This window comes from Streptomyces sp. NPDC036813, from assembly GCF_055609245.1.
Genome location: NZ_JBVJPV010000004.1, coordinates 225,085 through 248,782 on the forward strand (window position 1 = coordinate 225,085; position 23,698 = coordinate 248,782).

The window sequence follows — 23,698 nt, forward strand, 5'->3', positions numbered from 1 at the left end:
GCGATGAACGGTCTGTCCACCGTCCTGATCGTCGTCGGTCTGTTCCTGATCGGCGGCATCATCTCCTTCGTCAAACAGAAGATGCCGCGGAGCCTGATCGTGCTGCTGTCCGTCGGCGCTGCCATGTGCCTGGTCGCGGGCGTGATGCGGCTGGAGGTGTGGAGCTGATGAGCGCCTCGGTCGGGAAGAGGCGGCAGGTCGTCGTCTTCGACTACGGCTTCGGGAACGTGCGCTCCGCCGAGCGTGCCCTGGCACGCGCGGGTGCCGACGTCGAGATCACCCGCGACTACGACCGGGCCATGAACGCCGACGGCCTGCTCGTACCCGGCGTCGGTGCCTTCGCCGCCTGCATGACGGGCCTCAAGGAGGCGCGCGGCCACTGGATCGTCGAGCGCCGGCTGGCCGGCGGCCGCCCGGTGATGGGCATCTGCGTCGGCATGCAGATCCTCTTCGCGCGGGGCATCGAGCACGGCGTGGAGGCCGACGGCCTGGACGAGTGGCCCGGCACGGTCGAGCCGCTCCAGGCCGACATCGTCCCCCACATGGGCTGGAACACCGTGGACGCCCCGGCCGGCTCGGAACTGTTCGCCGGCCTGGACGCCGACGCCCGCTTCTACTTCGTGCACTCCTACGCCGTCCACGACTGGACGATGGAGACGCACCACACGGCGATGGAGGCCCCCAAGGTCACCTGGGCCACGCACGGCAAGCCGTTCGTCGCCGCCGTGGAGAACGGCGTCCTGTGGGCCACGCAGTTCCACCCCGAGAAGTCCGGCGACGCCGGAGCCCAGCTCCTCACCAACTGGATCGGAACACTGTGAGCAAGCTCGAACTCCTCCCCGCCGTCGACGTCCGCGACGGCCAGGCCGTCCGCCTGGTGCACGGTGAGTCCGGCACCGAGACCTCCTACGGCTCACCGCTGGAGGCCGCCCTGGCCTGGCAGCGCTCGGGTGCCGAGTGGCTGCACCTGGTCGACCTGGACGCCGCCTTCGGCACCGGGGACAACCGTGAGCTGATCGCCGAGGTCGCGAAGGCCATGGACATCAAGGTGGAGCTGTCCGGCGGCATCCGGGACGACGACACCCTGGCGGCCGCGCTGGCCACCGGCTGTACCCGCGTCAACCTCGGCACGGCGGCCCTGGAGACCCCGGAGTGGGTCGCCAAGGTCATCGCCGAGCACGGCGACAAGATCGCCGTCGGCCTCGACGTGCGGGGCACCACCCTGCGCGGCCGCGGCTGGACCCGCGACGGCGGTGACCTCTACGAGACGCTGGACCGCCTGAACAAGGAGGGCTGCGCCCGTTACGTCGTCACCGACATCGCCAAGGACGGCACGCTGCAGGGCCCGAACCTGGAGCTGCTGAAGAACGTCTGCGCGGCGACCGACCGCCCGGTCGTGGCCTCCGGCGGCGTGTCCTCGCTGGACGACCTGCGCGCCATCGCCGACCTGGTGCCCCTCGGTGTCGAGGGCGCCATCGTCGGGAAGGCGCTGTACGCAAAGGCGTTCACCCTGGAAGAGGCCTTGGAGGCGGTAGCCAAGTGAGCGACATCCGACGCGTGTCGACCGGCGCACCCTGGGAGGAGCAGTTCGGCTACTCCCGCGCGGTGGAGCTGCCCAACGGCCTGGTGCTGGTCTCGGGCTGCACGTCCATCGTGGACGGGCAGATCGCCGGGGGCGGCCCGTACGAGCAGGCGGTCAACGCCTTCCAGGTCGCCCTGGCGGCGCTGAGGGAGGTGGGGCTCGGCCGGGACGACGTCGTGCGGACGCGCATGTACATCACCCATGCCCGGGACGTGGACGACGTCGGCCGTGCTCACAAGGAGCTGTTCGACTCCGTCCGGCCCGCGGCGTCGATGATCATCGTCTCCGGTTTCGTCGACCCCAGCCTGGTCGTCGAGGTCGAGGTGGAGGCTTACCGCCCCGGCGGAGAGCGGGGAGTGTCCGCATGACCCTGGCGGTCCGAGTCATTCCCTGCCTGGACGTGGACAACGGCCGGGTCGTCAAGGGCGTCAACTTCCAGAACCTGCGCGACGCGGGCGACCCCGTCGAGATGGCCAAGGTCTACGACGCCGAGGGCGCCGACGAGCTGACCTTCCTGGACATCACCGCGTCCTCCGGCAACCGGGAGACGACGTACGACGTGGTGCGCCGAACCGCCGAGCAGGTGTTCATCCCGCTGACCGTCGGCGGCGGTGTGCGCGCGGCCGAGGACGTGGACAAGCTGCTGCGGGCGGGCGCCGACAAGGTCGGCGTGAACACGGCCGCGATCGCCCGCCCGGAGCTGATCCGGGAGATCGCCGAGCGGTTCGGCCGGCAGGTTCTGGTGCTGTCGGTCGACGCGCGCCGCACCGAGAGCGGGACCTTCGAGGTCACCACGCACGGCGGGCGCCGCGGCACCGGCATCGACGCCGTCGAGTGGGCGCACCGGGCGGCCGAGCTGGGCGCGGGCGAGATCCTGCTGAACTCCATGGACGCCGACGGCACCAAGGACGGCTACGACCTGGAGATGATCGCGGCCGTACGCAAGCACGTCACGATCCCGGTGATCGCCTCCGGCGGCGCCGGCAAGCTCGCCGACTTCGCCCCGGCCGTCGAGGCGGGCGCGGACGCGGTGCTGGCCGCGTCGGTGTTCCACTTCGGCGACCTGCGCATCGGCGAGGTGAAGCAGACGCTGCGGGAGGCGGGGCACCCCGTCCGCTGACCCACGTCAGCCGAGCGTTCGACCAGAGCCCCGGCCGGTCCCTGACCGTCCGGGGCTTTTTCGCGGGCAGATGCCAGATGTGAAAGGAAAGTTGCGCAAAATATGTTGTGCAACTTTTCTTTCGCATCTAGCGTTGAGGCATGCCGGACAAGGAGAGAGACCGCCGCATCCGGGACGTGGGCACGCTCAAGGCGCTCGCCCACCCGCTGCGGATGAAGCTGTACCGGGCGCTGACCATCGCCCGCACCGCCACCGCGTCCCAGCTCGCCGAGCAGGTCGACGAGGCCGTGTCGCTGGTCAGCTACCACCTGCGCAAGCTCGCCGAGCACGGCCTGATCGAGGAGGCCGAGAAGCAGAGCACGGACGCCCGCGAACGCTGGTGGCAGCCGTCCACCGACGGCGTCACCATCCGCGACGAGGACTTCCGCGACGCCCCGGACAAGGCCGCCGCGCACACCGCCGCCAGCCGCCTCTTCTTCGAGCAGCGCGCCGACACCTACCGCCGCTTCCTCGACGAGCGCGCCCACTGGGGCGCCGCGTGGAACGCCGCCTCCGACTCCTCCGAGTGGCTGCTCAAGCTCACCCCGGAGGAGCTGGCGCGGCTCTCCAAGGAGATGTACGACCTCGTGCGCAAGTACGAGGAGCTCGGCCGTGCCGCCGCCGACGCGGGCGACACGGAAGGCCGCGAGAACGTCGCGGTGCACACGTACGGCTTCCCCTTCCGCGCCTGAGATCCCGCGACCCGGGGTCCTTCCCGAGAGGACGGTCCGCGTGACCACCACCCTCGCGTCACCCGCCCGCCCGGTCGACAGACCCGCTCACCGCGACCCCAACGTCCTGCGCTGGCTCGGCGCCTACGCCTCGTCCGCGGTCGGCGACAACGTCTACTACATCGCCCTGTCCTGGGCGGCCGTCCAGAGCGGCACCCCCGCCCAGGCCGGGCTCGTCACCGCGGCCAGCGCCGTGCCGCGCGCCCTGCTGATGCTCGGCGGGGGAGTGGTGGCCGACCGCTACGGGCCGCGCCGGGTCGTCCTCGGCTCCACCGCCGCCCGCAGCGCCCTCGTGCTCGGTGCGGCCGTCCTGCTGCTCGCCACCAGCCCGGGCCTGTGGGTGCTCGGCGCGGTCGCCGTGCTCTTCGGCATCGTCGACGCCGTCTTCCTGCCCGCGGCCGGCGCGCTGCCCGCGCGGATCACCTCACGCGGCCAGCTCACTCGCGTCCAGGGCATGCGGGGCATGGCCACCCGGCTCGCCAACGTCCTCGGCGGCCCGCTCGGCGGCCTCGGCGTCGCCGTCGGCGGCACGGCCGGCGCCTTCGGTCTGGCCGCGCTGCTCGTCGGGGTGTCCCTGCCGCTGCTGCTGGGCGTACGGGTGGGTGCGCTGCCGCCGGACGAACGTCAGGACCGGCGGCCGGTGCTCGCCGAACTGCGCGACGGGCTGCGGCACATCCGGCAGGACGCGGTGCTGCGCCCGCTGGTGATCGCCGCCGCCCTCAGCGACCTCGGCTTCGTCGGCCCGATGAACCTCGGCCTGACCGTCCTCGCCCAGCAGCGTGGCTGGGGCTCCGCCGGCATGGGCTGGGTGCTCGCCGGCTTCGGCACCGGCGCTGCGGGGGCCGCGCTGCTGATCACCTGGCGGGGCCGGATACCCCGCGCCGCGGTGGTGGCCGCGGTGACCAACCTGGTGGCGGCCCTCGCCATCGCCGCGCTCGCCCAGGTCCCGTCCGTCGCCGCCGCGGCCGGTGTGGCCGCGCTCATCGGCGTGACCGCCGGACTGTCCGGCGCGCTGTGCGGAGCCCTCGTCCAGGTCCGGGCCGGTGCCGCCTACCTCGGCCGGGTCATGTCCGTCTCGACGCTGGTCGGCTTCGGCGTTGCGCCCCTCACCTTCCCGCTGGTCGGCGGCGCCGTGACCCTGTGGGGCACCGGCCCGGTGTTCGCGGTCTGCGCGGGCGTCAGTGCCCTCGCCGGCCTCGTCGTCCTGTGCGCCCGCGACCTCCGCCGCGCCGAACTGCCGTAACCCGCTCCCCGGGCCGTGGGCGCGAGCCCCGGCTCGGCAGCCCGCCGCCCAGCCCGCCGGGGCGGCGCGGGTCCCGGCCCGCGGGCCCGGCGGACCGCCCGCCGGGGGAGCCGAGTCGCCGTAGGGGCGCACGGGGATGTCACGTCCACCCCCCGGGGGCATGCCGCCGTGCCGAACCGCCGTAGCTCCGCTGCCCGGGGACGGGCCCTGATCTCCTGGCCCGGCAGCCCGCCGGGGCGGCGCGGGTCCCGGCCCGCGGGCCCGGCGGGCCGCCCGCTGGGGGAGCCGAGTCGCCGTGGGGGCGCACGGGGATGTCACGTCCACCCCCCGGGGGCATGCCGCCGTGCCGGACCGCCGTAGCTCCGCTGCCCGGGGACGGGCCCTGATCTCCTGGCCCGGCAGCCCGCCGGGGCGGCGCGGGTCCCGGCCCCGCGGGCGGGTGCGCCGGGGTCGCCGGCCGAGGGAGCCCAGTCGCCGTGCGGGTGACGCATCGGGATGCCGCGGTCGCGCGGTCGGGACGCCTCCGCGCCGAGCTGCCGTGGCACCGGGACCTTCACCGGGGGCCGCCGCGCAGAACCGCCGCCGACCCAGGAGCGCCTCCGCCCCGACCCGCTGTAAAGCCCAGGGCGCCGCCGCGCGGAACCGCCGTGGACCCCAGCGGGCCGTCGCTTCCACCCGCCGTAGAAGCCAGGGCACCGCGTCTCCGCCGGCGGCCGCCGTGGCCGGGGGAAGACCCTAGATGCCCAGCTCCTTCGCCTCGTGCAGCTTGGCGATCGCGTCCTCCTCGCCGTCCAGCGCCACCTTCGCCGCGCTCTGCCGGCCGTACAGGAACAGCAGCAGTTCCGACGGCTCGCCCGTCACCGTGACCACCGGGGTGCCGCGGTGGGCGACCGCCGTCTGGCCGTCCGGGCGCCGCAGCACCAGGCCCGTCGGGACGCCGCGGCCCATCAGGCGGGCCGTGCGCTCCAGCCGGGACCACAGGGCGTCCTGGAACACCGGGTCCAGCTCGCGCGTCGACCAGTCCGGCTGGGCGCGGCGGACGTCCTCGGCGTGGACGTAGAACTCGATCGTGTTCGACGCCTCGTCGATCTGCTTGAGCTGAAACGGTGAGAACCGCGGCGGGCCGGTACGGATGAGCCGGATCAGCTCCCCGTACGGCTTCGCGGCGAACTCCTCCATCACCTTCTCCAGCCGGGACGCCAACGGCTTGATCAGGATGCCCCCGGCGGCGTCCGGGCGGCGCTCACGCACCACCACGTGCGCGGCGAGATCACGCGTCTGCCAGCCCTCGCACAGGGTCGGCGCGTCGGGACCGGCCGTCTCCAGGAGGTCGGCGAGCAGGAGTCGTTCACGCTTGGCGAAGGTCGACATGCCGTCAGCCTACGACCACCCTGCGGACACGGCACCGGCGTTGTCACCCCCGCGCGGCACAATGGCACCCATGACCAGCACTCCCCGGCCCAGCAGCCTCGACCCGGAGATCGCCGCGCGCCTCAAGCGCAGCCCCGACGGCCTCCTGCCCGCGATCGCCCAGCAGTACGACACCGGAGAGGTGCTCATGCTCGGCTGGATGGACGACGAGGCCCTGCACCGCACGCTCACCACCGGCCGCTGCACCTACTGGTCGCGCAGCCGTCAGGAGTACTGGGTCAAGGGCGACACCTCCGGGCACTTCCAGTGGGTGAAGTCCGTCGCCCTGGACTGCGACGCCGACACCGTGCTCGTGAAGGTCGACCAGGTCGGCGCCGCCTGCCACACCGGCGCGCGCACCTGCTTCGACACGGACGTGCTGCTCAAGGACGCCGGTTCCGGCGTACCGGGCTCGGATCAGTAGGGTCGGCCGCCATGGACCTCGAGACGTTCCGCAAGCTGGCCACCGACCGCCGGGTCATCCCGGTCACCCGCAAGCTCCTCGCCGACGGCGACACCCCGGTCGCCCTCTACCGCAAGCTCGCCGCCGAACGCCCCGGCACCTTCCTGCTGGAGTCCGCGGAGAACGGCCGCTCCTGGTCTCGGTACTCCTTCGTCGGCGTCCGCAGCGCCGCCACCCTCACCGCACGCGACGGGCAGGCGCACTGGCTCGGCACCCCGCCCGTCGGTGTGCCCACCGACGGCGACCCGCTGGCCGCGCTGCGCGCCACCCTCGAGGCGCTGCACACCCCGCGCGACCTCGCCCACGACCTGCACCTGCCGCCCTTCACCGGCGGCATGGTCGGCTACCTCGGCTACGACATCGTCCGCCGCCTGGAGAAGATCGGCCCCGGCGAGCGCGACGACCTGCGGCTGCCCGAGCTGACCATGCTCCTCACCAGCGACCTGGCCGTCATGGACCACTGGGAGGGCTCGGTCCTGCTGATCGCCAACGCGATCAACCACAACGACCTGGAGAGCGGCGTCGACGAGGCCTACGCCGACGCGATCGCCCGCCTCGACGCCATGCAGGCGGACCTCTCCAGCGCCGTCGCCCAGCCGCCCGCGGCACTGCCGCCCTCCGAGCTGCCCGAGTTCACCGCACGCTGGGGCGGCACGGACTTCCAGGCCGCCGTGGAGGACGTCAAGGAGCGCATCCGGGCCGGCGAGGCCTTCCAGGTCGTCCCCTCGCAGCGCTTCGAGACGCCGTGCACGGCGAGCGCGCTGGACGTCTACCGGGTGCTGCGGGCCACCAACCCCTCGCCGTACATGTACCTGTTCCGCTTCGACGGGTTCGACGTCGTCGGTTCCTCGCCCGAGGCCCTGGTCAAGGTCGAGGACGGGCGGGCGATGGTCCACCCCATCGCCGGCACCCGGCACCGCGGCGCCACCCCGCAGGAGGACCAGGCCCTCGCCGACGAGCTGCTCGCCGACCCCAAGGAGCGCGCCGAGCACCTCATGCTCGTCGACCTCGGGCGCAACGACCTGGGCCGGGTCTGCGAGCCGGGCTCGGTGGAGGTCGTCGACTTCATGTCCATCGAGCGCTACTCGCACGTGATGCACATCGTCTCCACGGTCACCGGCCGCGTCGCCCCCGGCCGCACGGCCTTCGACGTGCTCACCGCCTGCTTCCCGGCAGGCACCCTCTCCGGCGCCCCGAAGCCGCGCGCCATGCAGATCATCGACGAACTGGAGCCGTCCCGGCGCGGGCTGTACGGCGGCTGCGTCGGCTACCTGGACTTCGCCGGCGACTCCGACACCGCCATCGCGATCCGCACTGCCCTGCTGCGCGACGGCACCGCCTACGTCCAGGCGGGCGCCGGTGTCGTCGCCGACTCCGACCCGGTCGCCGAGGACACCGAGTGCCGCAACAAGGCGGCGGCCGTCCTGCGCGCCGTGCACACCGCCAACCGGCTCGGCAAGTAGGGCCGCACACCGCGTGCGGCGCTTCTCACGGGACCCCGGGTGACGGTTCGCCCGGGGTTCGGGCGATAGTGGAGTACGTGACAGCCGTACCTCACCCCCGTACCGAAGCCGCCCCCGCCCGGTCGGGCCGCCGCAGCCTCGCCCTCGCCCTGCTGTGCGGAGCGCTCGGCGCGGCCGTCGTACTGCTGTCCACCCGGCAGCGCTGGGCCGAGGGCACCGCGACGGTCGCCGGCGGCGCCTTCCCGCTCACCGCCAAGGGCAGCGACGTCACCGGTGTGCCCGCGGCGCTCGCCATAGTGGGCCTGGCCGCGCTCGTCGCCGTCTTCGCCGTACGCCGCGCCGGCCGGCTGCTGGTGTCCGCGGTCCTCGCCCTGGCCGGCGCGGGGACCGTCGCCGCCGCCCTGGTCGGCGCGAGCGACGGCGCCGCCCTCGACGACAAGGCCGCCGCGGCCTCCGGCGACACCTCCGCCACCGTGGGCGCGCTCACCCACACCGCCTGGCCCTACGTCGCCGCCGTCGGCGGCGCGCTGATCCTGCTGGCCGGCCTGCTCGCCCTGCGCTACGGCCGGCTGTGGCCCGCGATGTCCGGGCGCTACGAGCGCTCCGGCGCACCCCGCCCGCGCCGCGCCGCCCAGGCCGTCGACCCCGACCGCCCCGAGGACCTGTGGAAGGCCCTCGACCGGGGCGAGGACCCGACGGGCGCCGACCCGGCCGCCGGCCCGGCCTGACCCGCTCCGACGGCCCACCCCGGCGCACGGCACGCGCGTGCGTACGGGACAATGGAGCTGAACACAACGTCCGTCACGGACACGTACGACACGTACACGGCAACGAGGAGCTAGCAATGGCGGGCAGCAGCCACGGACACACCCCGGCCGCCTGGACCGGTGTCATCATCGCCTTCATCGGTTTCTGCGCCGCCGGCGCCTTCGTGGTGCTGGCCCAGCCGGTCGGCTTCTGGGTCAGCATGGGCGTCGTGTGCCTCGGCGGTGTCGTCGGCGGCATCATGCGCTCCATGGGCATGGGCGCCCCGAAGTCCGCGTCCCAGCCGCTGGTGATGGCCGACCAGCCCACGGCCAACCGCGAGGCGGCCGTCGCCAAGGGCTGAGCCCTCGACCGGCCCCGCAGACGCAGTGAGGGGCGTAGACACAGCGAGGGGCGTTCCGGCACGCGTGTGTGCCGGGACGCCCCTCACTGCGTCTGCGGCGTCGGGGGAGCACAATGCGACACGTGAGACACGGACTCCTGGAGCGGCTGGCGGTGCCCGCCGCCGTCCTCGCCGCCGTCGCGGGCGCCTTCGCCTACGTCGGCGTGGTCGACCCCAACGAGCCCGGCCACTACCCCGTGTGCCCTCTGCTGCGCCTCACCGGCGTCTACTGCCCCGGCTGCGGCGGGCTGCGCAGCGCGCACGCCGTCGCCCACGGCGACCTCATGGGCGCGCTGCACGACAACGCGGCGGCGGTTGTGGGCTATCTGGGCTTCGCGGCGCTGTGGACCGTCTGGGTGGTTCACGCGGTGCGCGGACGGCCCTTCCGACCCGACCCCGGGCCTGTGCACCTGTGGACGCTGGGCGGGCTGCTGCTGGTCTTCACGGTTGTCCGGAACCTGCCGTTCGGCGGTTGGCTCCATCCGTGAGCGATCAGTGAATGTCCAGGTAGTGGGACCGGCATCGACCGGATGCGAAGTCATGGCCTTCGGGCGGATACCATCGCAGTGACCAATGGTTCCCCCCTGGTCGCTGGAACTGTCAACCGTCTGGAAGGGGGCCGCTCGCGTGAGTGTGCTCGACGAGATCATCGACGGAGTCCGTGCCGACCTCGCGGAGCGGCAGGCGCGCGTCAGCCTCGACGAGCTCAAGGAGCGCGCGGCGAAGGCCCCCGCGGCCAAGGACGGGGTGGCCGCGCTCAAGGGCGACGGCGTCAAGGTGATCTGCGAGGTCAAGCGCTCCAGCCCCTCCAAGGGCGCGCTGGCCGCGATCGCCGACCCGGCCGGCCTCGCCGCGGACTACGAGGCGGGCGGCGCGGCCGTCATCTCCGTCCTCACCGAGGAGCGCCGCTTCGGCGGCTCGCTGGCCGACCTGGAGGCCGTCCGCGCCCGCGTGGACATCCCGGTGCTGCGCAAGGACTTCATCGTCACGTCGTACCAGCTCTGGGAGGCCCGGGCCTACGGCGCCGACCTCGCCCTGCTGATCGTCGCCGCCCTGGAGCAGCCGGCCCTGGAGTCGCTGATCGAGCGCGCCGTCTCCATCGGTCTCACCCCGCTGGTCGAGGTGCACGACGAGGACGAGGTGGAGCGGGCCGTGGACGCCGGCGCCAAGATCATCGGTGTCAACGCGCGCAACCTCAAGACGCTGGAGGTCGACCGCGGCACCTTCGAGCGCGTCGCCCCGGAGATCCCCGACCACCTGGTCAAGATCGCCGAGTCCGGCGTCCGCGGCCCGCACGACCTGATCGCCTACGCCAACGCCGGTGCCGACGCCGTCCTCGTGGGTGAGTCCCTGGTCACCGGCAAGGACCCCAAGGCCGCGGTCGCCGACCTGGTCGCCGCGGGCGAGCACCCGGCACTGCGCCACGGCCGCGGCTGAGGCCCCGTTAGGCTGGACCCGATGACTCTGACGATCCCTGTGCCGACCACGGACCGGTACGCCCGCCTGGCGCGCGGCTGCCGTCCCCGTGGTTGCCGCGCACCCGCACGCCGGGTACACGGCCGCAGGGTCCGCTATGTCATCGGCGATGAGCCTGGGCAAGTGAACGGCATGCGATGGCAGCAGCCCCTCAGGGGCGCGGGGCTGTAATCGATCTGCGGCTACCGCCGCGCGGGCGCGACCAGTCACGACCGGCCCGCAGCCGACCGACAACCCCCGGCCCCACGGCGACCAAGTTTTTTCCCCGAGAACTCACCGTGAGGTACTCGCATGCCCAGCGATTTCTTCATCCCCGACCCGCAGGGTCAAGTCCCCAACTCCGAAGGCTACTTCGGAGAATTCGGCGGCAAGTTCATCCCGGAGGCCCTCGTGGCCGCCGTCGACGAGGTGGCCGTCGAGTACGACAAGGCCAAGAACGACCCCGAGTTCGCCAAGGAGCTCGACGACCTCCTGGTCAACTACACCGGCCGCCCGTCGGCCCTGACGGAGGTCCCCCGCTTCGCCGAACACGCCGGCGGCGCCCGCGTGTTCCTCAAGCGCGAGGACCTCAACCACACCGGCTCGCACAAGATCAACAACGTGCTCGGGCAGGCCCTGCTCACCAAGCGCATGGGCAAGACCCGCGTGATCGCCGAGACCGGCGCCGGCCAGCACGGCGTCGCCACGGCCACCGCCTGCGCGCTGTTCGGCCTCGAGTGCACGATCTACATGGGCGAGATCGACACCCGCCGCCAGGCCCTCAACGTCGCCCGCATGCGCATGCTCGGCGCCGAGGTCGTGGCCGTGAAGTCCGGCAGCCGCACGCTGAAGGACGCCATCAACGAGGCGTTCCGCGACTGGGTCGCCAACGTCGACCACACCCACTACCTCTTCGGTACGGTCGCAGGCCCCCACCCCTTCCCGGCGATGGTCCGCGACTTCCACCGCGTCATCGGCGTGGAGGCCCGCCGTCAGCTCCTGGAGCGGGCCGGCCGCCTGCCCGACGCCGCGATCGCCTGCGTCGGCGGCGGCTCCAACGCCATCGGTCTCTTCCACGCCTTCATCCCCGACGAGGGCGTCCGCCTCATCGGCTGCGAGCCCGCGGGCCACGGCGTCGAGACCGGTGAGCACGCGGCCACGCTGACCGCGGGCGAGCCGGGCATCCTGCACGGTTCGCGCTCCTACGTCCTGCAGGACGAGGAGGGCCAGATCACCGAGCCGTACTCCATCTCGGCCGGTCTGGACTACCCCGGCATCGGTCCCGAGCACTCCTACCTCAAGGACTCCGGCCGCGGCGAGTACCGCGCGGTCACGGACGACGCCGCGATGCAGGCGCTGCGCCTGCTGTCGCGCACCGAGGGCATCATCCCGGCCATCGAGAGCGCCCACGCCCTCGCCGGCGCCCTGGAGGTCGGCCGTGAGCTGGGCAAGGACGGCCTGATCGTGGTCAACCTGTCCGGCCGCGGCGACAAGGACATGGACACCGCCGCCCGCTACTTCGGGCTGTACGACACCGACGCGGAGGTCGCCGCGAACGAGGCCGACACGGCGGAGATCGAGGGGGACGCCAAGTGAGCGGGAACATTCAGCTGCTGACCGACACCCTGGCCGCCGCCAAGGCCGAGGGCCGCTCCGCGCTCATCGCCTACCTGCCGGCCGGGTTCCCGACCGTGGACGGCGGCATCGAGGCGATCAAGGCCGTCTTCGACGGCGGCGCCGACATCGTCGAGGTGGGCCTGCCGCACAGCGACCCCGTGCTCGACGGCCCGGTCATCCAGACCGCCGACGACATCGCCCTGCGCGGCGGCGTGAAGATCGCCGACGTGATGCGCACGGTGCGCGAGGCCCACCAGGCCACCGGCAAGCCGGTGCTGGTCATGACCTACTGGAACCCCATCGACCGCTACGGCGTCGAGCGCTTCACCGCCGAGCTGGCCGAGGCGGGCGGCGCGGGCTGCATCCTGCCCGACCTGCCGGTGCAGGAGTCGGCGCTGTGGCGCGAGCACGCCGACAAGCACGGACTCGCGACCGTGTTCGTCGTGGCGCCCAGCAGCAAGGACGCACGGCTGCGGGAGATCACCGCAGCGGGCAGCGGCTTCGTCTACGCCGCCTCACTCATGGGCGTCACCGGCACCCGTGAGTCCGTCGGCGCGCAGGCCCAGGACCTGGTCGGGCGCACTCGCGCGACCGGCGCCGGCCTGCCCGTGTGCGTCGGCCTCGGTGTCTCCAACCGCGCCCAGGCCGCCGAGGTCGCCGGCTTCGCGGACGGCGTGATCGTCGGCTCGGCCTTCGTCAAGCGGATGCTGGACGCGCCGGACGAGGCGGCCGGTCTGGAAGCGCTGCGCGCCCTCGCCGGCGAGCTGGCACTGGGCGTGCGCGGACAGGCGTAAGCAGCCGCGCGCAGGCGTCTACGCAGGCGTAACAGACCGTAACAGACAGGGACAATTTCGTATCGGTCACTCGAACGGGTGGACCTGGGACCGGGGAGGCGCAATGCGCCTCCCCGGTTCGTTCTGGGGGTGTGAGCGAGAAGAACCGTGACGGAAAGCGCACCGCCAGGGAGCGGCTGGCGGTCGAGCGCGAGAAGCAGAAAGCCGCCGAGAAGCGCAGGCGCGCCCTGATCATCGGGGCCAGCGTCGTCTGCGTGCTCGGCCTGGCGGCGGTGATCGGCGTCGTCGCCGCGAACGCGGGCAAGGACAAGGGCTCCAGCAGCGCCGGTCCCGTCGTCGCGCCCTCGGGCGCCCAGGGCAAGGACGCCCTGGCCATCCCGGTCGGCAAGGACAGCGCCAAATCCACGCTCGTCGTCTGGGAGGACTTCCGCTGCCCGGCCTGCCAGGCCTTCGAGGCGGCGTACCGCCCCACGATCCACGAGCTCACCGGCGCCGGCCTGCTCAGAGGCGAGTACCACCTGGTCACCCTGATCGACGGCAACCTCGGCGGCAGCGGCTCCCGGCACGCCGCGAACGCCGCGGCCTGCGCCCAGGACGCGGGCAAGTTCACCGCGTACCACGACGTGCTGTACGAGAACCAGCCGAAGGAGACCGACGACGCCTTCGCCAAGGACAGCAAGCTGATCGAGCTGGCCGGCAAGGTCCCCGGGCTGGACACGCCCGCCTTCCGCTCCTGCGTGCAGGACGGCAAGCACAACAGCTGGGTGGCGAAGTCCCACCAGGCGTTCCAGAAGGCCGGCTTCCAGGGCACACCGACCGTGCTGCTCAACGGCAAGAACATCTACCAGGACCAGACGATGACCCCGGCGAAGCTGAAGCAGCTGGTCCAGGAGGCCGCCAAGGGCTGATTTCCTTCCGCCGCCGGAGCCGGGCCCGGCGGCGTCTCACGGCGTTTTCTCACGCCCCTGTTATGGACCCGTAGCCAGGCGGCTTGCCGTCGCCCGGGTCCGGCACGGTAGCGTCGACCTTGCCATGGAACTTGCCTTCATTCCCAGCCCGTCGCGCGGGGTCCTGTATCTCGGGCCCATTCCGCTGCGCGGCTACGCCTTCTGCATCATCATCGGCGTCTTCGTTGCCGTCTGGCTCGGCAACAAGCGATGGATCGCCCGGGGCGGACGAGCCGGCACGGTCGCGGACATCGCGGTCTGGGCGGTGCCGTTCGGCCTGGTCGGCGGGCGTCTGTACCACGTGATCACGGACTACGAGCTGTACTTCAGCGCGGGCCGTGACTGGGTGGACGCCTTCAAGGTCTGGGAAGGCGGCCTCGGTATCTGGGGCGCGATCGCCCTGGGTGCCCTCGGCGCGTGGATCGGCTGCCGCCGCCGGGGCATTCCGATGCCGGCGTACGCCGACGCCGTGGCCCCCGGCATCGCCCTGGCCCAGGCGATCGGCCGCTGGGGCAACTGGTTCAACCAGGAGCTGTACGGCAAGCCGACCGACCTGCCCTGGGCGCTGAAGATCACCTCCTCCGCGGACGGGCGGGTGCCCGGCACCTACCACCCGACGTTCCTGTACGAGTCGCTGTGGTGCATCGGCGTCGCGCTGCTCGTCATCTGGGCCGACCGCCGCTTCAAGCTGGGCCACGGCCGCGCGTTCGCGCTGTATGTCGCCGCGTACTGCGTGGGCCGGTTCTGGACCGAGTACCTGCGCGTGGACGACGCGCACCACATCCTCGGCCTGCGGCTGAACAACTGGACCGCGCTGTTCGTCTTCCTGCTCGCGGTGCTCTACATGGTGCTGTCGGCGAAGAAGCGGCCGGGCCGGGAGGCGATCGTCGAACCGGGGACGGACGCAGACGGTTCGGCCGAGAGCGACACCAAGGCCGAGAGCGACACCAAGGCCGACGGTGCCGTGACCGACGCCGAGCCCGAGGCCGCTAGCGGGGCCGCGAACGAGGAGAAGGCCCCGCTGGCCGACGGGATCAAGGACGAGGCGAAGGACGAGGCGGGGACCGCGACCAAGAAGTCGTGACACGTCACGTCGTACGACCGTGAGGGGCGCCCGGAGTCTTCCGGGCGCCCCTCACGGCATGTCCGCGGCGCCGGGCATCAGCGGCGGCGGGCCAGGTCCAAGCGTGCGGTGGGCCGCCGTCACCGCCGCCGCGTCGATGAAGCGGCCGTCGGGCAGTGCCTGGGCGCCCGGGTGGGCCGCCGCCTCGATCACCGCCTCCGCGTCCTCGATCTCCGCCGCGGTCGGCAGATAGGCCCGTTCGATCACCGGGAGCTGACGGGGATGGATCGCGGCGCGCCCCAGGAAGCCGAGGGCGCGGCCGTGGGCACAGCTCGCGGCCAGGCCGTCCAGGTCGCGGATGTCGGGGTGCACGGACTGGGCGGGCGGTGGCAGCCCCGCCGCCCGCGCGGCGACGACCACCCGGGAGCGCGGCCAGTCCAGACCGGCGTCGTCCCGGATCCCCAGATCGCCGCGCAGATCGGCCTCCCCGAGTGCGATGCCGCGCACGGCACCGTGAGCGGTCGCGATGGCGTGGGCGTACTCGATGCCGAGCGCCGACTCCAGCAGGGCGTACAGCGGCGGCACCCGGCCGCCCGCCGCCACCGTCCGCTCGGCGACCCGGACGATGTGCTCGGGCCCGCCGACCTTCGGCAGCCGCAACCCCGCCACGCCCGGCAGACGGGCGAGGGCCCGCAGGTCGGCCTCCGCGAGCGGGCCGTCCAGGGCGTTGATCCGCACATGCACCGGCACCGGCTGCGGGTCGGCGAGGAGGGCGGCGGTGGCGGCGCGGGCGTACTCCTTGCGGTCGGGGGCGACCGCGTCCTCCAGGTCGACCACCACCACGTCGGCCCCGCAGCCGAGCGCCTTGGCGACGACCTGCGGCCGGTCGCCGGGGGCGTAGAGCCAGGTGAGCGGGGCACCGGCGAGCGAAGAAGCGGCCGACAGGGAAGCAGCCGACAGGGAAGCGGCCCACAGAGAGATGGCCGGCGCCGAAGCGGCGGACGGGGTGCGCGGCGGGCTCGTCATACGGCGCCCTCCGCGCGCAGCGCGGCCACCTCGGCCGCGGTCAGGCCCAGCTCGGCGAGGACTGCGTCGGTGTCGGCGCCGTGCGGACGGCCGGCCCAGCGGATCGCGCCGGGCGTGGAGGACAGCCGGAACAGGACGTTCTGCATGCGCAGCGGGCCCAGCTCCGGATCGTCGACGGTGGTGATCGTGGAGAGCGCCTGATACTGCGGGTCAGTCATCACCTCCCGTACGTCCTGCACCGGGGCGATCGCCGCCTCCGCCTTCTCGAATGCGGCGAGGACGTCCTCGCGCGGGCGGGCGGCGATCCAGCGGCCGACGGCCTCGTCGAGCAGGTCGGCGTGACGGGCGCGGCCGTCGCCGGTGGCGAACCACGGCTCGTCGATGAGCTCGGGGCGGCCCACCAGCTCCATCACCCGCTCGGCGACCGACTGGGCGGAGGTGGAGACGGCGACCCAGGTGCCGTCGGCGGTGCGGTAGGTGTTGCGCGGAGCGTTGTTGGCGGAGCGGTTGCCGGTGCGTTCCTGGACGTATCCGAGCTGGTCGTACCAGGTCGGGTGAGGGCCGAGGACGGTCAGGATCGGCTCGATGATCGCCATGTCGACGACCTGTCCGGCGCCGGTGCGCTCCCGGCCGGCCAGCGCGGCCATGACGGCGTAGGCGGTGGCCAGCCCGGCGATCGAGTCGGCCAGGCCGAACGGCGGCAGCGTGGGCGGGGTGTCCCGTTCCCCAGTGATCGCGGCGAAGCCGCTCATGGCCTCGGCGAGCGTGCCGAAGCCGGGCCGGTGGGCGTAGGGGCCGAACTGGCCGAAGGCGGTGACCCGGGCGAGGACCAGCCGCGGGTTGGCGGCGGACAGCTCGTCCCAGCCGAGGTCCCACTTCTCGAGGGTGCCGGGGCGGAAGTTCTCCACGATCACGTCAGCGCCGGCGGCCAGGCGCAGCAGGGTGGTGCGGCCGCCTGGGGTGGACAGGTCGAGGGTCACGGTGCGCTTGTTGCGGCCGAGTACCTTCCACCACAGGCCGATGCCGTCCTTCGCGGGGCCGTGGCCGCGGGACGGGTCGGGTTTCGCCGGGTGCTCGATCTTGATCACCTCCGCGCCGAAGTCGCCCAGGAAGGTGGCCGCGAGAGGCCCGGCGAAGAGGGTGGCCAGGTCCAGCACACGCAGGCCGCTGAGCGGGGCCTCGGCCAGGGACGGGATGCCTGCCGGTGCGTCGGTCATGGACGGGATGCCTCCCGGTGCGTGAGGTGGGCCAGGGCGTCGAAGCCGATGCCGTCCAAGCCGGCGACGGAGGTGGCGAGCCGGTTCTTCAGCGGGGCCGTCCAGCGGTCGGGCAGCGCGGCGGGGGAACCGGCGAGCAGTCCGGCGACGCTGCCGGCCGTGGCACCGTTGGAGTCGGTGTCCAGGCCGCCCGACACCACCCGGCAGATGGACCCGGCGAAGTCCCCGTCGGCGTGGGTGAGGGCGGCGGCGGTCAGCGCGGTGTTGGGCAGGGCGTGCACCCAGTGGTGGCTGGGCGAGTAGCGGGCGTGGAGTCGGTCGACGACGGTGTCGAAGTCGGCGTGCTCGTGAGCGAGTCGCACCGCATGCCGGACCGCGTCCGCGAGCCGGGAACCGGGCGGCACGACGGTCAGGCCGACACGCAGGCAGGAGTGGACGTCGTGCTCCCCGGTCGCCGCGGCGGCGAGGGTGGCCGCGACGAACATCGCCGCGTAGACGCCGTTCGCGGTGTGGGTGAGCGTGGCGTCGCGGTGGGCCTGCGCGGCGGCCCCCGCCGGATCGCCGGGGTTGGTCCAGCCGTGGACGTCGGCGCGGATGAAGGCGCCGATCCACTCGCGGAAGGGGTTGCGGTGACGGGCGGTCTCCGGCGGCTCGAGGCCGAGCAGCAGGTTGCGCAGGGCGATGCGCTCGGCGGTGAAGACCCGGCCGGGCCGCAGCTCGTCGAGCCAGAGACCGGCGACGTCGGCGGTGGTGAAGGCGCGGCCGTGACGCTGGAGCAACAGCAGGTTCAGCAAAGGGTAGTCGAGGTCGTCGTCCTCGGGCATGCCCTCGATGGTCTCGGCCAGGGAGGTGGCGGCCGAGCGGCGGTTCCACGGGTGTGCCGCGAGCAGCTCGGAGGGGACACCGCGAGCGGTGAACCAGGTGCTCAGCGGCCAGTTGCCGACCGCCTGGGCGAGCGCGCGGATGCCGTCGAGGGGGAGCTTCTCGACGGGCTTGCCGAGCAGACAGCCGGCGGCCCGGCCGAGCCAGGCGGCCTCCAGCCGTTCCGGGGTGACGGGCGTACGCGGCGCGGGAGCGGGCCAGTCGGGGCACAGGCGCTTGATGCGCTCAAGGTCGGTCGGCTCGTCCAGCCGGCTGGGCAGATCGGCGAGTTCGTCCAGCAGGTCCTCGGCGAGCTGGCGCAGATAGCGGGAGGCACGCTGCGGGGAGGCCCCGGCCCGCTCGGGGGCGTCGGTGCCTCCGGCCGCCCGCCAGCGCGCCGCGATCGCCTTCGGCTCACGGCCGTCCAGGGTGGCCTGGCGCAGCTCGTGCCCGATCAGGTCCTCCGGCTGGACCCAGGTCAGTCGGCGCATCCGGCGCCTCCGAGCCGTGCGAACGCCTCCTCGTGGGCGCGCCGGCGCTCCACGTCCCGCCGGAAGACCTCCCGGGCGACCTCGGTGAGGGCGCGGGCCGGCTCCCACAGGTCGAGGCGGCTGGCTTCGGCGACGGTCTTCGCCCAGTCCTCCGGGACCGGGGAGCCGAGGGCACCGGCCAGAGCTCCCGCCATCGTCGCGATGGAGTCGCAGTCGCGGCCGTAGTTCACCGCGCCGAGCACGGCATGCCGATAGTCGCCGCGCGCCACGACCAACATGCCCAGGGCGACGGGCAGTTCCTCGATCGCGTGCAACCGGGACGGGCGGCGGGCGCCCAAAGAGGGCGAGCGGTAGTCGGGGCCCACGGTGTCGTAGGGGGCGACCGCGTCCCGCAGCGGGGCGAGCGCCGACTCGAAGTCGGTGTGGCGGGCGGCGACGTCGCACACCGCCTCGATGGCCGCCCGGGTGCCGTCCTTCGCCAGGTCCAGGCACGCGCGGACCACCGACTCCGGTGTCGCGCCCGGGGCGCAGGCCGCCGCCACGGCCGCGGCGAAGACACCGGCCGCCTCCCGGCCGTACGACGACTGGTGGGCGCCCGCGACGTCCAGTGCCTCGGCGTACGCGCCCGCCGGGTGGGCCGCGTTGACCAGGCCGACGGGGGCCATGTACATCGCGGCCCCGCAGTTGACGAGGTTGCCGGCGCCCGCCTCGCGGGGGTCGACATGGCCGTAGTGCAGGCGGGCGACCAGCCACTTCTCCGCCAGGAAGATCCGTTGCAGGGGCAGCGCCTCAGCCTCCAGTTCCGGGATCCAGCGCGGGGTGCTCATCAGGTCCGGGACCAGGTGGTCGGCGACCGCGTACGCGTCGAGGTGGTCGCGGACGGTGGCGTAGACCCGGACGAGGGCGTGGGTCATCAGGGTGTCGTCGGTGACGTGCCCGTCGCCCTTGTGGTACGGCGCGAGGGGGCGGGCGGTGCGCCAGGCGTCGCCGTGCCAGGGGCCGACGACGCCGTGCACGCGGCCGCCGTGGCGTTCGGTGATCTGGTCGGGGGAGTAGCCCTCGACCGGGCCGCCGAGGGCGTCACCGACGGCTGCGCCGACGAGGGCGCCGGTGATCCGGTCCTCCAGGGTCACCGCCCCTGGGGTTTCTTCTCCTTTGGGCGTCATGTGCCGAATCATCCTCCTGGCAGGGCCGGTTGCGCGGCTTCCAGCAACTCGGCGAGTTCCACCAGGTCGGTGCCGGTCAGGCGAGGCAGGGCGCAGCCGGTGAGGGTGCGGCAGGCGGCGCGCCAGGTCTCGGGGATCGCCCCGGCGCCGCCCAGCGCTCCGGTGAGGGCGCCGGTGAGGGCCGGGGCGGAGTCGGCGACCCGGGACAGGCAGGCGGCGGCGGGCACGGCGGCGGAGATACGGCCGTCGGCGGCGGTGGCCAGGGCGAGGGCGACCGGCACGGTCTCGGCGGCGGCGATGCCGTAGCTGTAGACGTGGTCGACGATCTGGTGCTCCAGCGGCGGGACCAGGGCGAAGGCGCTCTCGGCGTCACGGGCGAGCATGAGCGCGTGCCGGGCGTTGCGGCCGATCTCGGTGTCCGGGGGGAGTTCGGCGAGGGCGGCGGTCACACAGGTGCCGGTGTCGGCGCCGGCGAGGGCGAGCGCGAGGGCCGCGGCCATCGCCCGGGCGCCGTGCACGCCGTCGCCGTCCTGGGTGTAGCGGGCGTCGAACTCGGCGAGGCCGGCCGCGGCGAGCGGGTCGCCGACGTGGGCGGCGGCCAGCACGCAGGCGCGCACGCAGGCGGCGTCGTCGAAGTAGTGCGGGTTGTCGTGGCCGGTCGCGGGAGGGCGCAGACCGGCGGCGAGGTTGCCGAGGCCGGCGCGCACGGAGATGCGGGCGCGCAGGGGCAGGACGGCGGACTCGATCTCGGCGGCGCGCTCGGCCGCCGCGGCGACCTCGGCGGCCACGGCGGTCCAGGTGAGGTCGATGGCGGTGCGCACCCGGCGTTCCCGGCTGAGGTCGCCGAGGGCGTGGTCGTCACCGGCCCGCAGCACCGCCTCGGCGGCGAACGCCGCCCACTCGGCGTCGTCGGAGGGGCCGAGGCGCAGCGGCTCGGGGGGCTGGTTGAGGGCGATGGGGACGGGGAGGGTGGTGGTGGCGTTCTGCTCGGCGAAGGTGTCCAGCTCGCGGGTGAGCCGCCGGGTCCACTCCGGCATGCGTGCGGCGCGGTGCCGCGCGGCGGGCCATCCGGCCGCGTCGCCGGCGGCGAGCCCGAGGAGCAGCCCTTCGATACGGCGGGTCACGGCTTCACCTCGTCGTCGGGCTCGCCGGGATCCATCGCCGGTACGACGAGGGGGTTCGGCGCCCGGGACCCCCGGGGCGGCGCCCACCCGCCGGCCGGCTCGGCCGGGGCAGCAGCGGGCGCGCGGGGGTCGAGCCCTTCGTTCCGTACCGCGTCGCGTACGTCGTCCCGCAGGTCGTCGCGCACCTGATCCCGCACGTCGTCGTGTACCTCGTCCGGTACGAAGTCAGGCACCACGACCTGTGCCGCCCACGCACCGGGCCCCGCGGGCCCCGCGGGCTCCGCGGCACTCCCTGCCTCTGCCGCCTGCTCAGCCTCTGCGGCCCGCCTCGGCCTGGGCTCCTTCTCGTCCCCGCCCGCCCCGGCGGAGGCCACCAGCAGATCCGCCACCTCCAGCACATGCCGTCCCTTCATCGCCGGCAGGCAGCTGCCGCGGGCCGGCCCGATCGCCGCCGCCCAGTCCGCCGGGATCGCCGCCACGCCCTGCGTCGCACCCGCCAGGGCACCGGCCACCGCAGCCGTCGTGTCCGCGTCACGGCCCATGTTCACCGCCGTGAGCACCGCGTCACGGAAGTCGCCGTCCGCCGCCGCGTACGCGCCGAAGGCGAGGGCCACCGCCTCGGGGGCGAGGTCGGTCCAGGGGTAGCCGCCGATGACGACGGCGGTGCGGACGGCGCGTTCGCCGCGGTGGGCGGCGATCACCGCGCGCCGCAGGGAGCGGGCCGTCCAGGAGTCGTCGGGTACGACGGTGAGCGCGGCCGCGACCACCGCCTCCGGCGCGGCGCCCCCCATCGCCGCCGCGACCCCGGCCGCGACCGCCTGGCCGCCGTAGATGCCCTCGCCCTCATGGCTGACCGAGCCGTCGATCGCGGCGAGCCGTGCCGCCTCCGCCGGGCGGCCCGCGGCGTGCACCCCGGAGACGGCGGCGCGCATGGCGAGCCCGTCGCTCCAGGCGTGCCGGTGCTGGGCGGAGATGGGCGCGGCGAGGCCCCGGCGCAGGTTCTCCAGCGTGCCGCGCTCGCTGAACCCCGCGCCCCGGAAGGGCCCCTCGGCGCGGTCGGCGATCCACTCGTGCCAGGCCGCCTCGACGTCGGCCGGGGTCAGCGCCGAGCCGTGCCGGGCGAGCAGCAGTCCGGAGAAGATCGTGTACTCGGTGTCGTCGGTGCCGGCCGGCTCGGTGGCCACGAACCCGGTGATACGGCCCCAGCGGGCGCGGATCTCGGAGGGCTTGAGGTTCTCCGCGGGTGCCCCGAGGGCGTCCCCGACGGCCAGGCCGAGCAGGGCGCCACGGGCCCGCTCACGGATCGTGGCCATGGCGGCGTCACCTCCGGGGAGTCCCGTCGAGGGCGTGCAGCCCTCGTCGCCAGGTGTCCCACGGCGGCCGTCCCGCCTCGCGCGTCCGGACCGGCTGTCACCCGGTCGGCGCGCACCACCGGCATCACGCGCCCGGAAACCGGCGGCGTCATCCGCCTGCCGGACGCCCCGCTCGCCGAACAGCGCCTGCGGCGCGCGCCCCCGGCCGTCCGGCACCCACTCCCGGCGTCGCGGGTCGGCAGCCACCTTGTGGCAGCGGGCGTCCCCGGCTGCCGGCATCGGCTCTCGCCCTCTGTGCCGGTTGCCGTCCGGTCGGCGGCCTCCCCGGCCGACCGCCATGGGTCCCGGCGTCCTGGGCCCGCCGTCACCGCTTCGCGGCGGGCGCCCGGCAGCCCGGCCCCCCGTCGGCCGGCGCCCGCCCCCGTCGGCCGGTGCCCGCGGCCCGCCCCCGGCCTCCGGGCACAGGCACCGGCCAAGGCGCCGACCGGTCGCCCGCAACCGCCCGGAGGGCAAACGTGCAGGTTAGCGGAGCCTTTCCTTGCTGGCGGTGAGGGAATCGGCGGCGTAGATTCAGTGTTGTCGGAAATTGGAATCTGTCCAGACTTAGCTTTGCCTTAGCTTTCTTGGGGGACCGCAATGGCCATCATCGAGACCCGGGCGGCGCTGCACGAGGCGCACCGCGACAACCACACCCACCGTGACGTCAACGGAGGGTGGCTGCGCCCCGCCGTCTTCGGCGCGATGGACGGACTGGTCTCGAACCTGGCCCTGATGACCGGCGTCGCGGGCGGATCCGTCGGTCAGCACACGATCGTGCTGACCGGGCTTGCGGGCTTGGCCGCCGGCGCCTTCTCGATGGCGGCCGGCGAGTACACCTCGGTCGCCTCCCAGCGCGAGCTGGTCGAGGCCGAACTGGACATCGAGCGCCGTGAGCTGCGCAAGCACCCCGCCGACGAGGAGGCCGAGCTGGCCGCCCTCTACGCGGCGCGAGGCGTGGAGCCGGAGCTGGCCCGCGAGGTCGCCCGGCAGCTGTCGAAGGACCCGGAGCAGGCGCTCGAGATACACGCCCGCGAGGAGCTGGGCATCGACCCGAGCGATCTGCCGTCGCCGCTGGTCGCCGCCGTGTCCTCGTTCGGTTCCTTCGCGCTGGGCGCCCTGCTGCCCGTCCTGCCGTATCTGCTCGGCGCCACTGCGCTGTGGCCGGCCGTCCTGCTCGCGCTGTTCGGGCTGTTCGCCTGCGGCGCGGTGGTCGCCAAGGTGACCGCGCGCAGCTGGTGGTACAGCGGTTTGCGCCAGCTTGTCCTGGGTGGTGCCGCGGCCGGTGTGACGTACGCCCTGGGCATCCTGTTCGGAACGGCCGTAGGATGACGCGGCTGGTACTTATGCAAGGGGCTGCATAAGTTCTCCATTACCCGCTGGTTTCAGC

Annotated in this window: 25 protein-coding genes and 1 pseudogene; 19 read left to right on the forward strand and 7 right to left on the reverse strand. The window is 73.7% G+C overall.

The features are described from left to right. Nucleotides 1-3: 3 nt before the first annotated feature. The 7 genes from ACZ67Q_RS11025 to ACZ67Q_RS11055 all read left to right on the forward strand — a co-directional run bounded on the left by ACZ67Q_RS11025 (nucleotide 4) and on the right by ACZ67Q_RS11055 (nucleotide 4,715). Nucleotides 4-168: a hypothetical protein gene (locus ACZ67Q_RS11025; protein ID WP_361639091.1), complete on the forward strand. Its 165-nt coding sequence runs from the start codon at nucleotides 4-6 to the stop codon at nucleotides 166-168. After that, nucleotides 168-821, forward strand: a complete 654-nt coding sequence (hisH, locus tag ACZ67Q_RS11030; RefSeq protein WP_471179436.1) for an imidazole glycerol phosphate synthase subunit HisH — start codon at nucleotides 168-170, stop codon at nucleotides 819-821. The genes ACZ67Q_RS11025 and hisH overlap by 1 nt, the downstream gene beginning before the upstream one ends. Further along, nucleotides 818-1,543 carry a bifunctional 1-(5-phosphoribosyl)-5-((5-phosphoribosylamino)methylideneamino)imidazole-4-carboxamide isomerase/phosphoribosylanthranilate isomerase PriA gene (priA, locus tag ACZ67Q_RS11035; protein ID WP_471179439.1) on the forward strand — a complete coding sequence of 242 codons (726 nt, stop codon included), beginning with the start codon at nucleotides 818-820 and terminating at the stop codon, nucleotides 1,541-1,543. Before hisH ends, priA begins: the two co-directional genes overlap by 4 nt. Next, complete coding sequence (locus tag ACZ67Q_RS11040; protein ID WP_471179442.1) at nucleotides 1,540-1,950, forward strand: RidA family protein; 411 nt, start codon at nucleotides 1,540-1,542, stop codon at nucleotides 1,948-1,950. Before priA ends, ACZ67Q_RS11040 begins: the two co-directional genes overlap by 4 nt. Beyond that, nucleotides 1,947-2,702 (forward strand): imidazole glycerol phosphate synthase subunit HisF, encoded by a 756-nt coding sequence (hisF, locus tag ACZ67Q_RS11045; protein ID WP_471179444.1) that lies wholly within the window; start codon nucleotides 1,947-1,949, stop codon nucleotides 2,700-2,702. The genes ACZ67Q_RS11040 and hisF overlap by 4 nt, the downstream gene beginning before the upstream one ends. Nucleotides 2,703-2,842: 140 nt before the next feature. Further along, a complete protein-coding gene (locus tag ACZ67Q_RS11050; RefSeq protein ID WP_471179447.1) occupies nucleotides 2,843-3,433 on the forward strand; it encodes an ArsR/SmtB family transcription factor in 591 nt (196 codons plus the stop codon). Between the two features lie 40 nt (nucleotides 3,434-3,473). Next, a complete protein-coding gene (locus tag ACZ67Q_RS11055) occupies nucleotides 3,474-4,715 on the forward strand; it encodes an MFS transporter (RefSeq protein ID WP_471179450.1) in 1,242 nt (413 codons plus the stop codon). A gap of 735 nt (nucleotides 4,716-5,450) precedes the next feature. On the opposite strand, the gene ACZ67Q_RS11060 is transcribed toward ACZ67Q_RS11055, so the two are convergent. Continuing rightward, on the reverse strand, nucleotides 5,451-6,086 hold the full coding sequence (locus tag ACZ67Q_RS11060) for a TIGR03085 family metal-binding protein (RefSeq protein ID WP_471179452.1): 636 nt from the start codon (nucleotides 6,084-6,086) through the stop codon (nucleotides 5,451-5,453). A gap of 61 nt (nucleotides 6,087-6,147) precedes the next feature. On the opposite strand from ACZ67Q_RS11060, the gene hisI reads away from it, so the two are divergent. From hisI to lgt, 11 genes are all read left to right on the forward strand, one after another. Then, nucleotides 6,148-6,549, forward strand: a complete 402-nt coding sequence (gene hisI, locus ACZ67Q_RS11065) for a phosphoribosyl-AMP cyclohydrolase (protein WP_471180099.1) — start codon at nucleotides 6,148-6,150, stop codon at nucleotides 6,547-6,549. Nucleotides 6,550-6,560: 11 nt separating this feature from the next. Further along, the gene (locus ACZ67Q_RS11070; protein WP_471179455.1) at nucleotides 6,561-8,051 is read left to right on the forward strand and encodes an anthranilate synthase component I; all 1,491 of its coding nucleotides are present in this window, start codon (nucleotides 6,561-6,563) and stop codon (nucleotides 8,049-8,051) included. A 68-nt stretch (nucleotides 8,052-8,119) separates the two neighbouring features. Beyond that, entirely contained in the window at nucleotides 8,120-8,779 is a 660-nt protein-coding gene (locus ACZ67Q_RS11075) for a TIGR02234 family membrane protein (RefSeq protein WP_471179457.1), read from the forward strand. Nucleotides 8,780-8,895: 116 nt separating this feature from the next. After that, nucleotides 8,896-9,159 carry an HGxxPAAW family protein gene (locus ACZ67Q_RS11080; RefSeq protein ID WP_471179460.1) on the forward strand — a complete coding sequence of 88 codons (264 nt, stop codon included), beginning with the start codon at nucleotides 8,896-8,898 and terminating at the stop codon, nucleotides 9,157-9,159. Nucleotides 9,160-9,272: 113 nt separating this feature from the next. Then, nucleotides 9,273-9,686, forward strand: coding sequence for a DUF2752 domain-containing protein (locus tag ACZ67Q_RS11085; RefSeq protein WP_471179462.1), 414 nt, complete (start codon nucleotides 9,273-9,275; stop codon nucleotides 9,684-9,686). A gap of 139 nt (nucleotides 9,687-9,825) precedes the next feature. After that, the gene (gene trpC / locus ACZ67Q_RS11090) at nucleotides 9,826-10,635 is read left to right on the forward strand and encodes an indole-3-glycerol phosphate synthase TrpC (protein ID WP_469809847.1); all 810 of its coding nucleotides are present in this window, start codon (nucleotides 9,826-9,828) and stop codon (nucleotides 10,633-10,635) included. A 21-nt stretch (nucleotides 10,636-10,656) separates the two neighbouring features. Further along, nucleotides 10,657-10,845 (forward strand): tryptophan biosynthesis modulator TrpM, encoded by a 189-nt coding sequence (trpM, locus tag ACZ67Q_RS11095; RefSeq protein WP_471179466.1) that lies wholly within the window; start codon nucleotides 10,657-10,659, stop codon nucleotides 10,843-10,845. A 120-nt stretch (nucleotides 10,846-10,965) separates the two neighbouring features. Continuing rightward, a complete protein-coding gene (trpB, locus tag ACZ67Q_RS11100) occupies nucleotides 10,966-12,249 on the forward strand; it encodes a tryptophan synthase subunit beta (protein WP_471179467.1) in 1,284 nt (427 codons plus the stop codon). Beyond that, entirely contained in the window at nucleotides 12,246-13,064 is an 819-nt protein-coding gene (gene trpA, locus ACZ67Q_RS11105; RefSeq protein WP_471179468.1) for a tryptophan synthase subunit alpha, read from the forward strand. The genes trpB and trpA overlap by 4 nt, the downstream gene beginning before the upstream one ends. 131 nt (nucleotides 13,065-13,195) lie before the next feature. Then, nucleotides 13,196-13,972 (forward strand): DsbA family protein, encoded by a 777-nt coding sequence (locus ACZ67Q_RS11110; protein WP_471179471.1) that lies wholly within the window; start codon nucleotides 13,196-13,198, stop codon nucleotides 13,970-13,972. 124 nt (nucleotides 13,973-14,096) lie between these two features. After that, nucleotides 14,097-15,095 (forward strand): prolipoprotein diacylglyceryl transferase, encoded by a 999-nt coding sequence (lgt, locus tag ACZ67Q_RS11115; RefSeq protein ID WP_471179474.1) that lies wholly within the window; start codon nucleotides 14,097-14,099, stop codon nucleotides 15,093-15,095. Between the two features lie 51 nt (nucleotides 15,096-15,146). Here the strand turns inward: lgt and ACZ67Q_RS11120 are convergent, their stop codons facing one another. The 6 genes and pseudogenes from ACZ67Q_RS11120 to ACZ67Q_RS11145 form a co-directional block, all read right to left on the reverse strand. Beyond that, nucleotides 15,147-16,100, reverse strand: a complete 954-nt coding sequence (locus ACZ67Q_RS11120; protein ID WP_471179477.1) for an HpcH/HpaI aldolase/citrate lyase family protein — start codon at nucleotides 16,098-16,100, stop codon at nucleotides 15,147-15,149. Further along, nucleotides 16,097-17,317, reverse strand: a complete 1,221-nt coding sequence (locus ACZ67Q_RS11125; protein WP_471179480.1) for a CaiB/BaiF CoA transferase family protein — start codon at nucleotides 17,315-17,317, stop codon at nucleotides 16,097-16,099. The genes ACZ67Q_RS11120 and ACZ67Q_RS11125 overlap by 4 nt, the downstream gene beginning before the upstream one ends. Continuing rightward, nucleotides 17,314-18,669 (reverse strand): ADP-ribosylglycohydrolase family protein, encoded by a 1,356-nt coding sequence (locus ACZ67Q_RS11130; protein WP_471179483.1) that lies wholly within the window; start codon nucleotides 18,667-18,669, stop codon nucleotides 17,314-17,316. The genes ACZ67Q_RS11125 and ACZ67Q_RS11130 overlap by 4 nt, the downstream gene beginning before the upstream one ends. After that, entirely contained in the window at nucleotides 18,657-19,835 is a 1,179-nt protein-coding gene (locus ACZ67Q_RS11135; protein WP_471179485.1) for an ADP-ribosylglycohydrolase family protein, read from the reverse strand. The genes ACZ67Q_RS11130 and ACZ67Q_RS11135 overlap by 13 nt, the downstream gene beginning before the upstream one ends. A gap of 8 nt (nucleotides 19,836-19,843) precedes the next feature. After that, the gene (locus ACZ67Q_RS11140) at nucleotides 19,844-20,959 is read right to left on the reverse strand and encodes an ADP-ribosylglycohydrolase family protein (protein ID WP_471179488.1); all 1,116 of its coding nucleotides are present in this window, start codon (nucleotides 20,957-20,959) and stop codon (nucleotides 19,844-19,846) included. A gap of 356 nt (nucleotides 20,960-21,315) precedes the next feature. Then, a pseudogene (locus tag ACZ67Q_RS11145) lies at nucleotides 21,316-22,272 on the reverse strand (ADP-ribosylglycohydrolase family protein); the annotation flags it as partial. Nucleotides 22,273-22,908: 636 nt separating this feature from the next. Here ACZ67Q_RS11145 and ACZ67Q_RS11150 point away from each other — a divergent pair. Then, complete coding sequence (locus tag ACZ67Q_RS11150; RefSeq protein ID WP_361638776.1) at nucleotides 22,909-23,640, forward strand: VIT1/CCC1 transporter family protein; 732 nt, start codon at nucleotides 22,909-22,911, stop codon at nucleotides 23,638-23,640. Nucleotides 23,641-23,698 lie beyond the last annotated feature (58 nt).

What these genes read in the sequence shown, in the direction of transcription:
- ACZ67Q_RS11050 (WP_471179447.1), top strand. Translation starts at nt 2,843, where the DNA reads ATGCCGGACAAGGAGAGAGACCGCCGCATCCGGGACGTGGGCACGCTC.
- ACZ67Q_RS11120 (WP_471179477.1), bottom strand. Translation starts at nt 16,100, where the DNA reads ATGACGAGCCCGCCGCGCACCCCGTCCGCCGCTTCGGCGCCGGCCATC.
- ACZ67Q_RS11070 (WP_471179455.1), top strand. Translation starts at nt 6,561, where the DNA reads ATGGACCTCGAGACGTTCCGCAAGCTGGCCACCGACCGCCGGGTCATC.
- ACZ67Q_RS11125 (WP_471179480.1), bottom strand. Translation starts at nt 17,317, where the DNA reads ATGACCGACGCACCGGCAGGCATCCCGTCCCTGGCCGAGGCCCCGCTC.
- ACZ67Q_RS11085 (WP_471179462.1), top strand. Translation starts at nt 9,273, where the DNA reads ATGCGACACGTGAGACACGGACTCCTGGAGCGGCTGGCGGTGCCCGCC.
- ACZ67Q_RS11130 (WP_471179483.1), bottom strand. Translation starts at nt 18,669, where the DNA reads ATGCGCCGACTGACCTGGGTCCAGCCGGAGGACCTGATCGGGCACGAG.
- ACZ67Q_RS11150 (WP_361638776.1), top strand. Translation starts at nt 22,909, where the DNA reads ATGGCCATCATCGAGACCCGGGCGGCGCTGCACGAGGCGCACCGCGAC.
- hisF (WP_471179444.1), top strand. Translation starts at nt 1,947, where the DNA reads ATGACCCTGGCGGTCCGAGTCATTCCCTGCCTGGACGTGGACAACGGC.
- trpB (WP_471179467.1), top strand. Translation starts at nt 10,966, where the DNA reads ATGCCCAGCGATTTCTTCATCCCCGACCCGCAGGGTCAAGTCCCCAAC.
- hisH (WP_471179436.1), top strand. Translation starts at nt 168, where the DNA reads ATGAGCGCCTCGGTCGGGAAGAGGCGGCAGGTCGTCGTCTTCGACTAC.
- ACZ67Q_RS11060 (WP_471179452.1), bottom strand. Translation starts at nt 6,086, where the DNA reads ATGTCGACCTTCGCCAAGCGTGAACGACTCCTGCTCGCCGACCTCCTG.
- trpM (WP_471179466.1), top strand. Translation starts at nt 10,657, where the DNA reads ATGACTCTGACGATCCCTGTGCCGACCACGGACCGGTACGCCCGCCTG.
- lgt (WP_471179474.1), top strand. Translation starts at nt 14,097, where the DNA reads ATGGAACTTGCCTTCATTCCCAGCCCGTCGCGCGGGGTCCTGTATCTC.
- hisI (WP_471180099.1), top strand. Translation starts at nt 6,148, where the DNA reads ATGGCACCCATGACCAGCACTCCCCGGCCCAGCAGCCTCGACCCGGAG.
- ACZ67Q_RS11080 (WP_471179460.1), top strand. Translation starts at nt 8,896, where the DNA reads ATGGCGGGCAGCAGCCACGGACACACCCCGGCCGCCTGGACCGGTGTC.
- ACZ67Q_RS11025 (WP_361639091.1), top strand. Translation starts at nt 4, where the DNA reads ATGAACGGTCTGTCCACCGTCCTGATCGTCGTCGGTCTGTTCCTGATC.
- ACZ67Q_RS11135 (WP_471179485.1), bottom strand. Translation starts at nt 19,835, where the DNA reads ATGACGCCCAAAGGAGAAGAAACCCCAGGGGCGGTGACCCTGGAGGAC.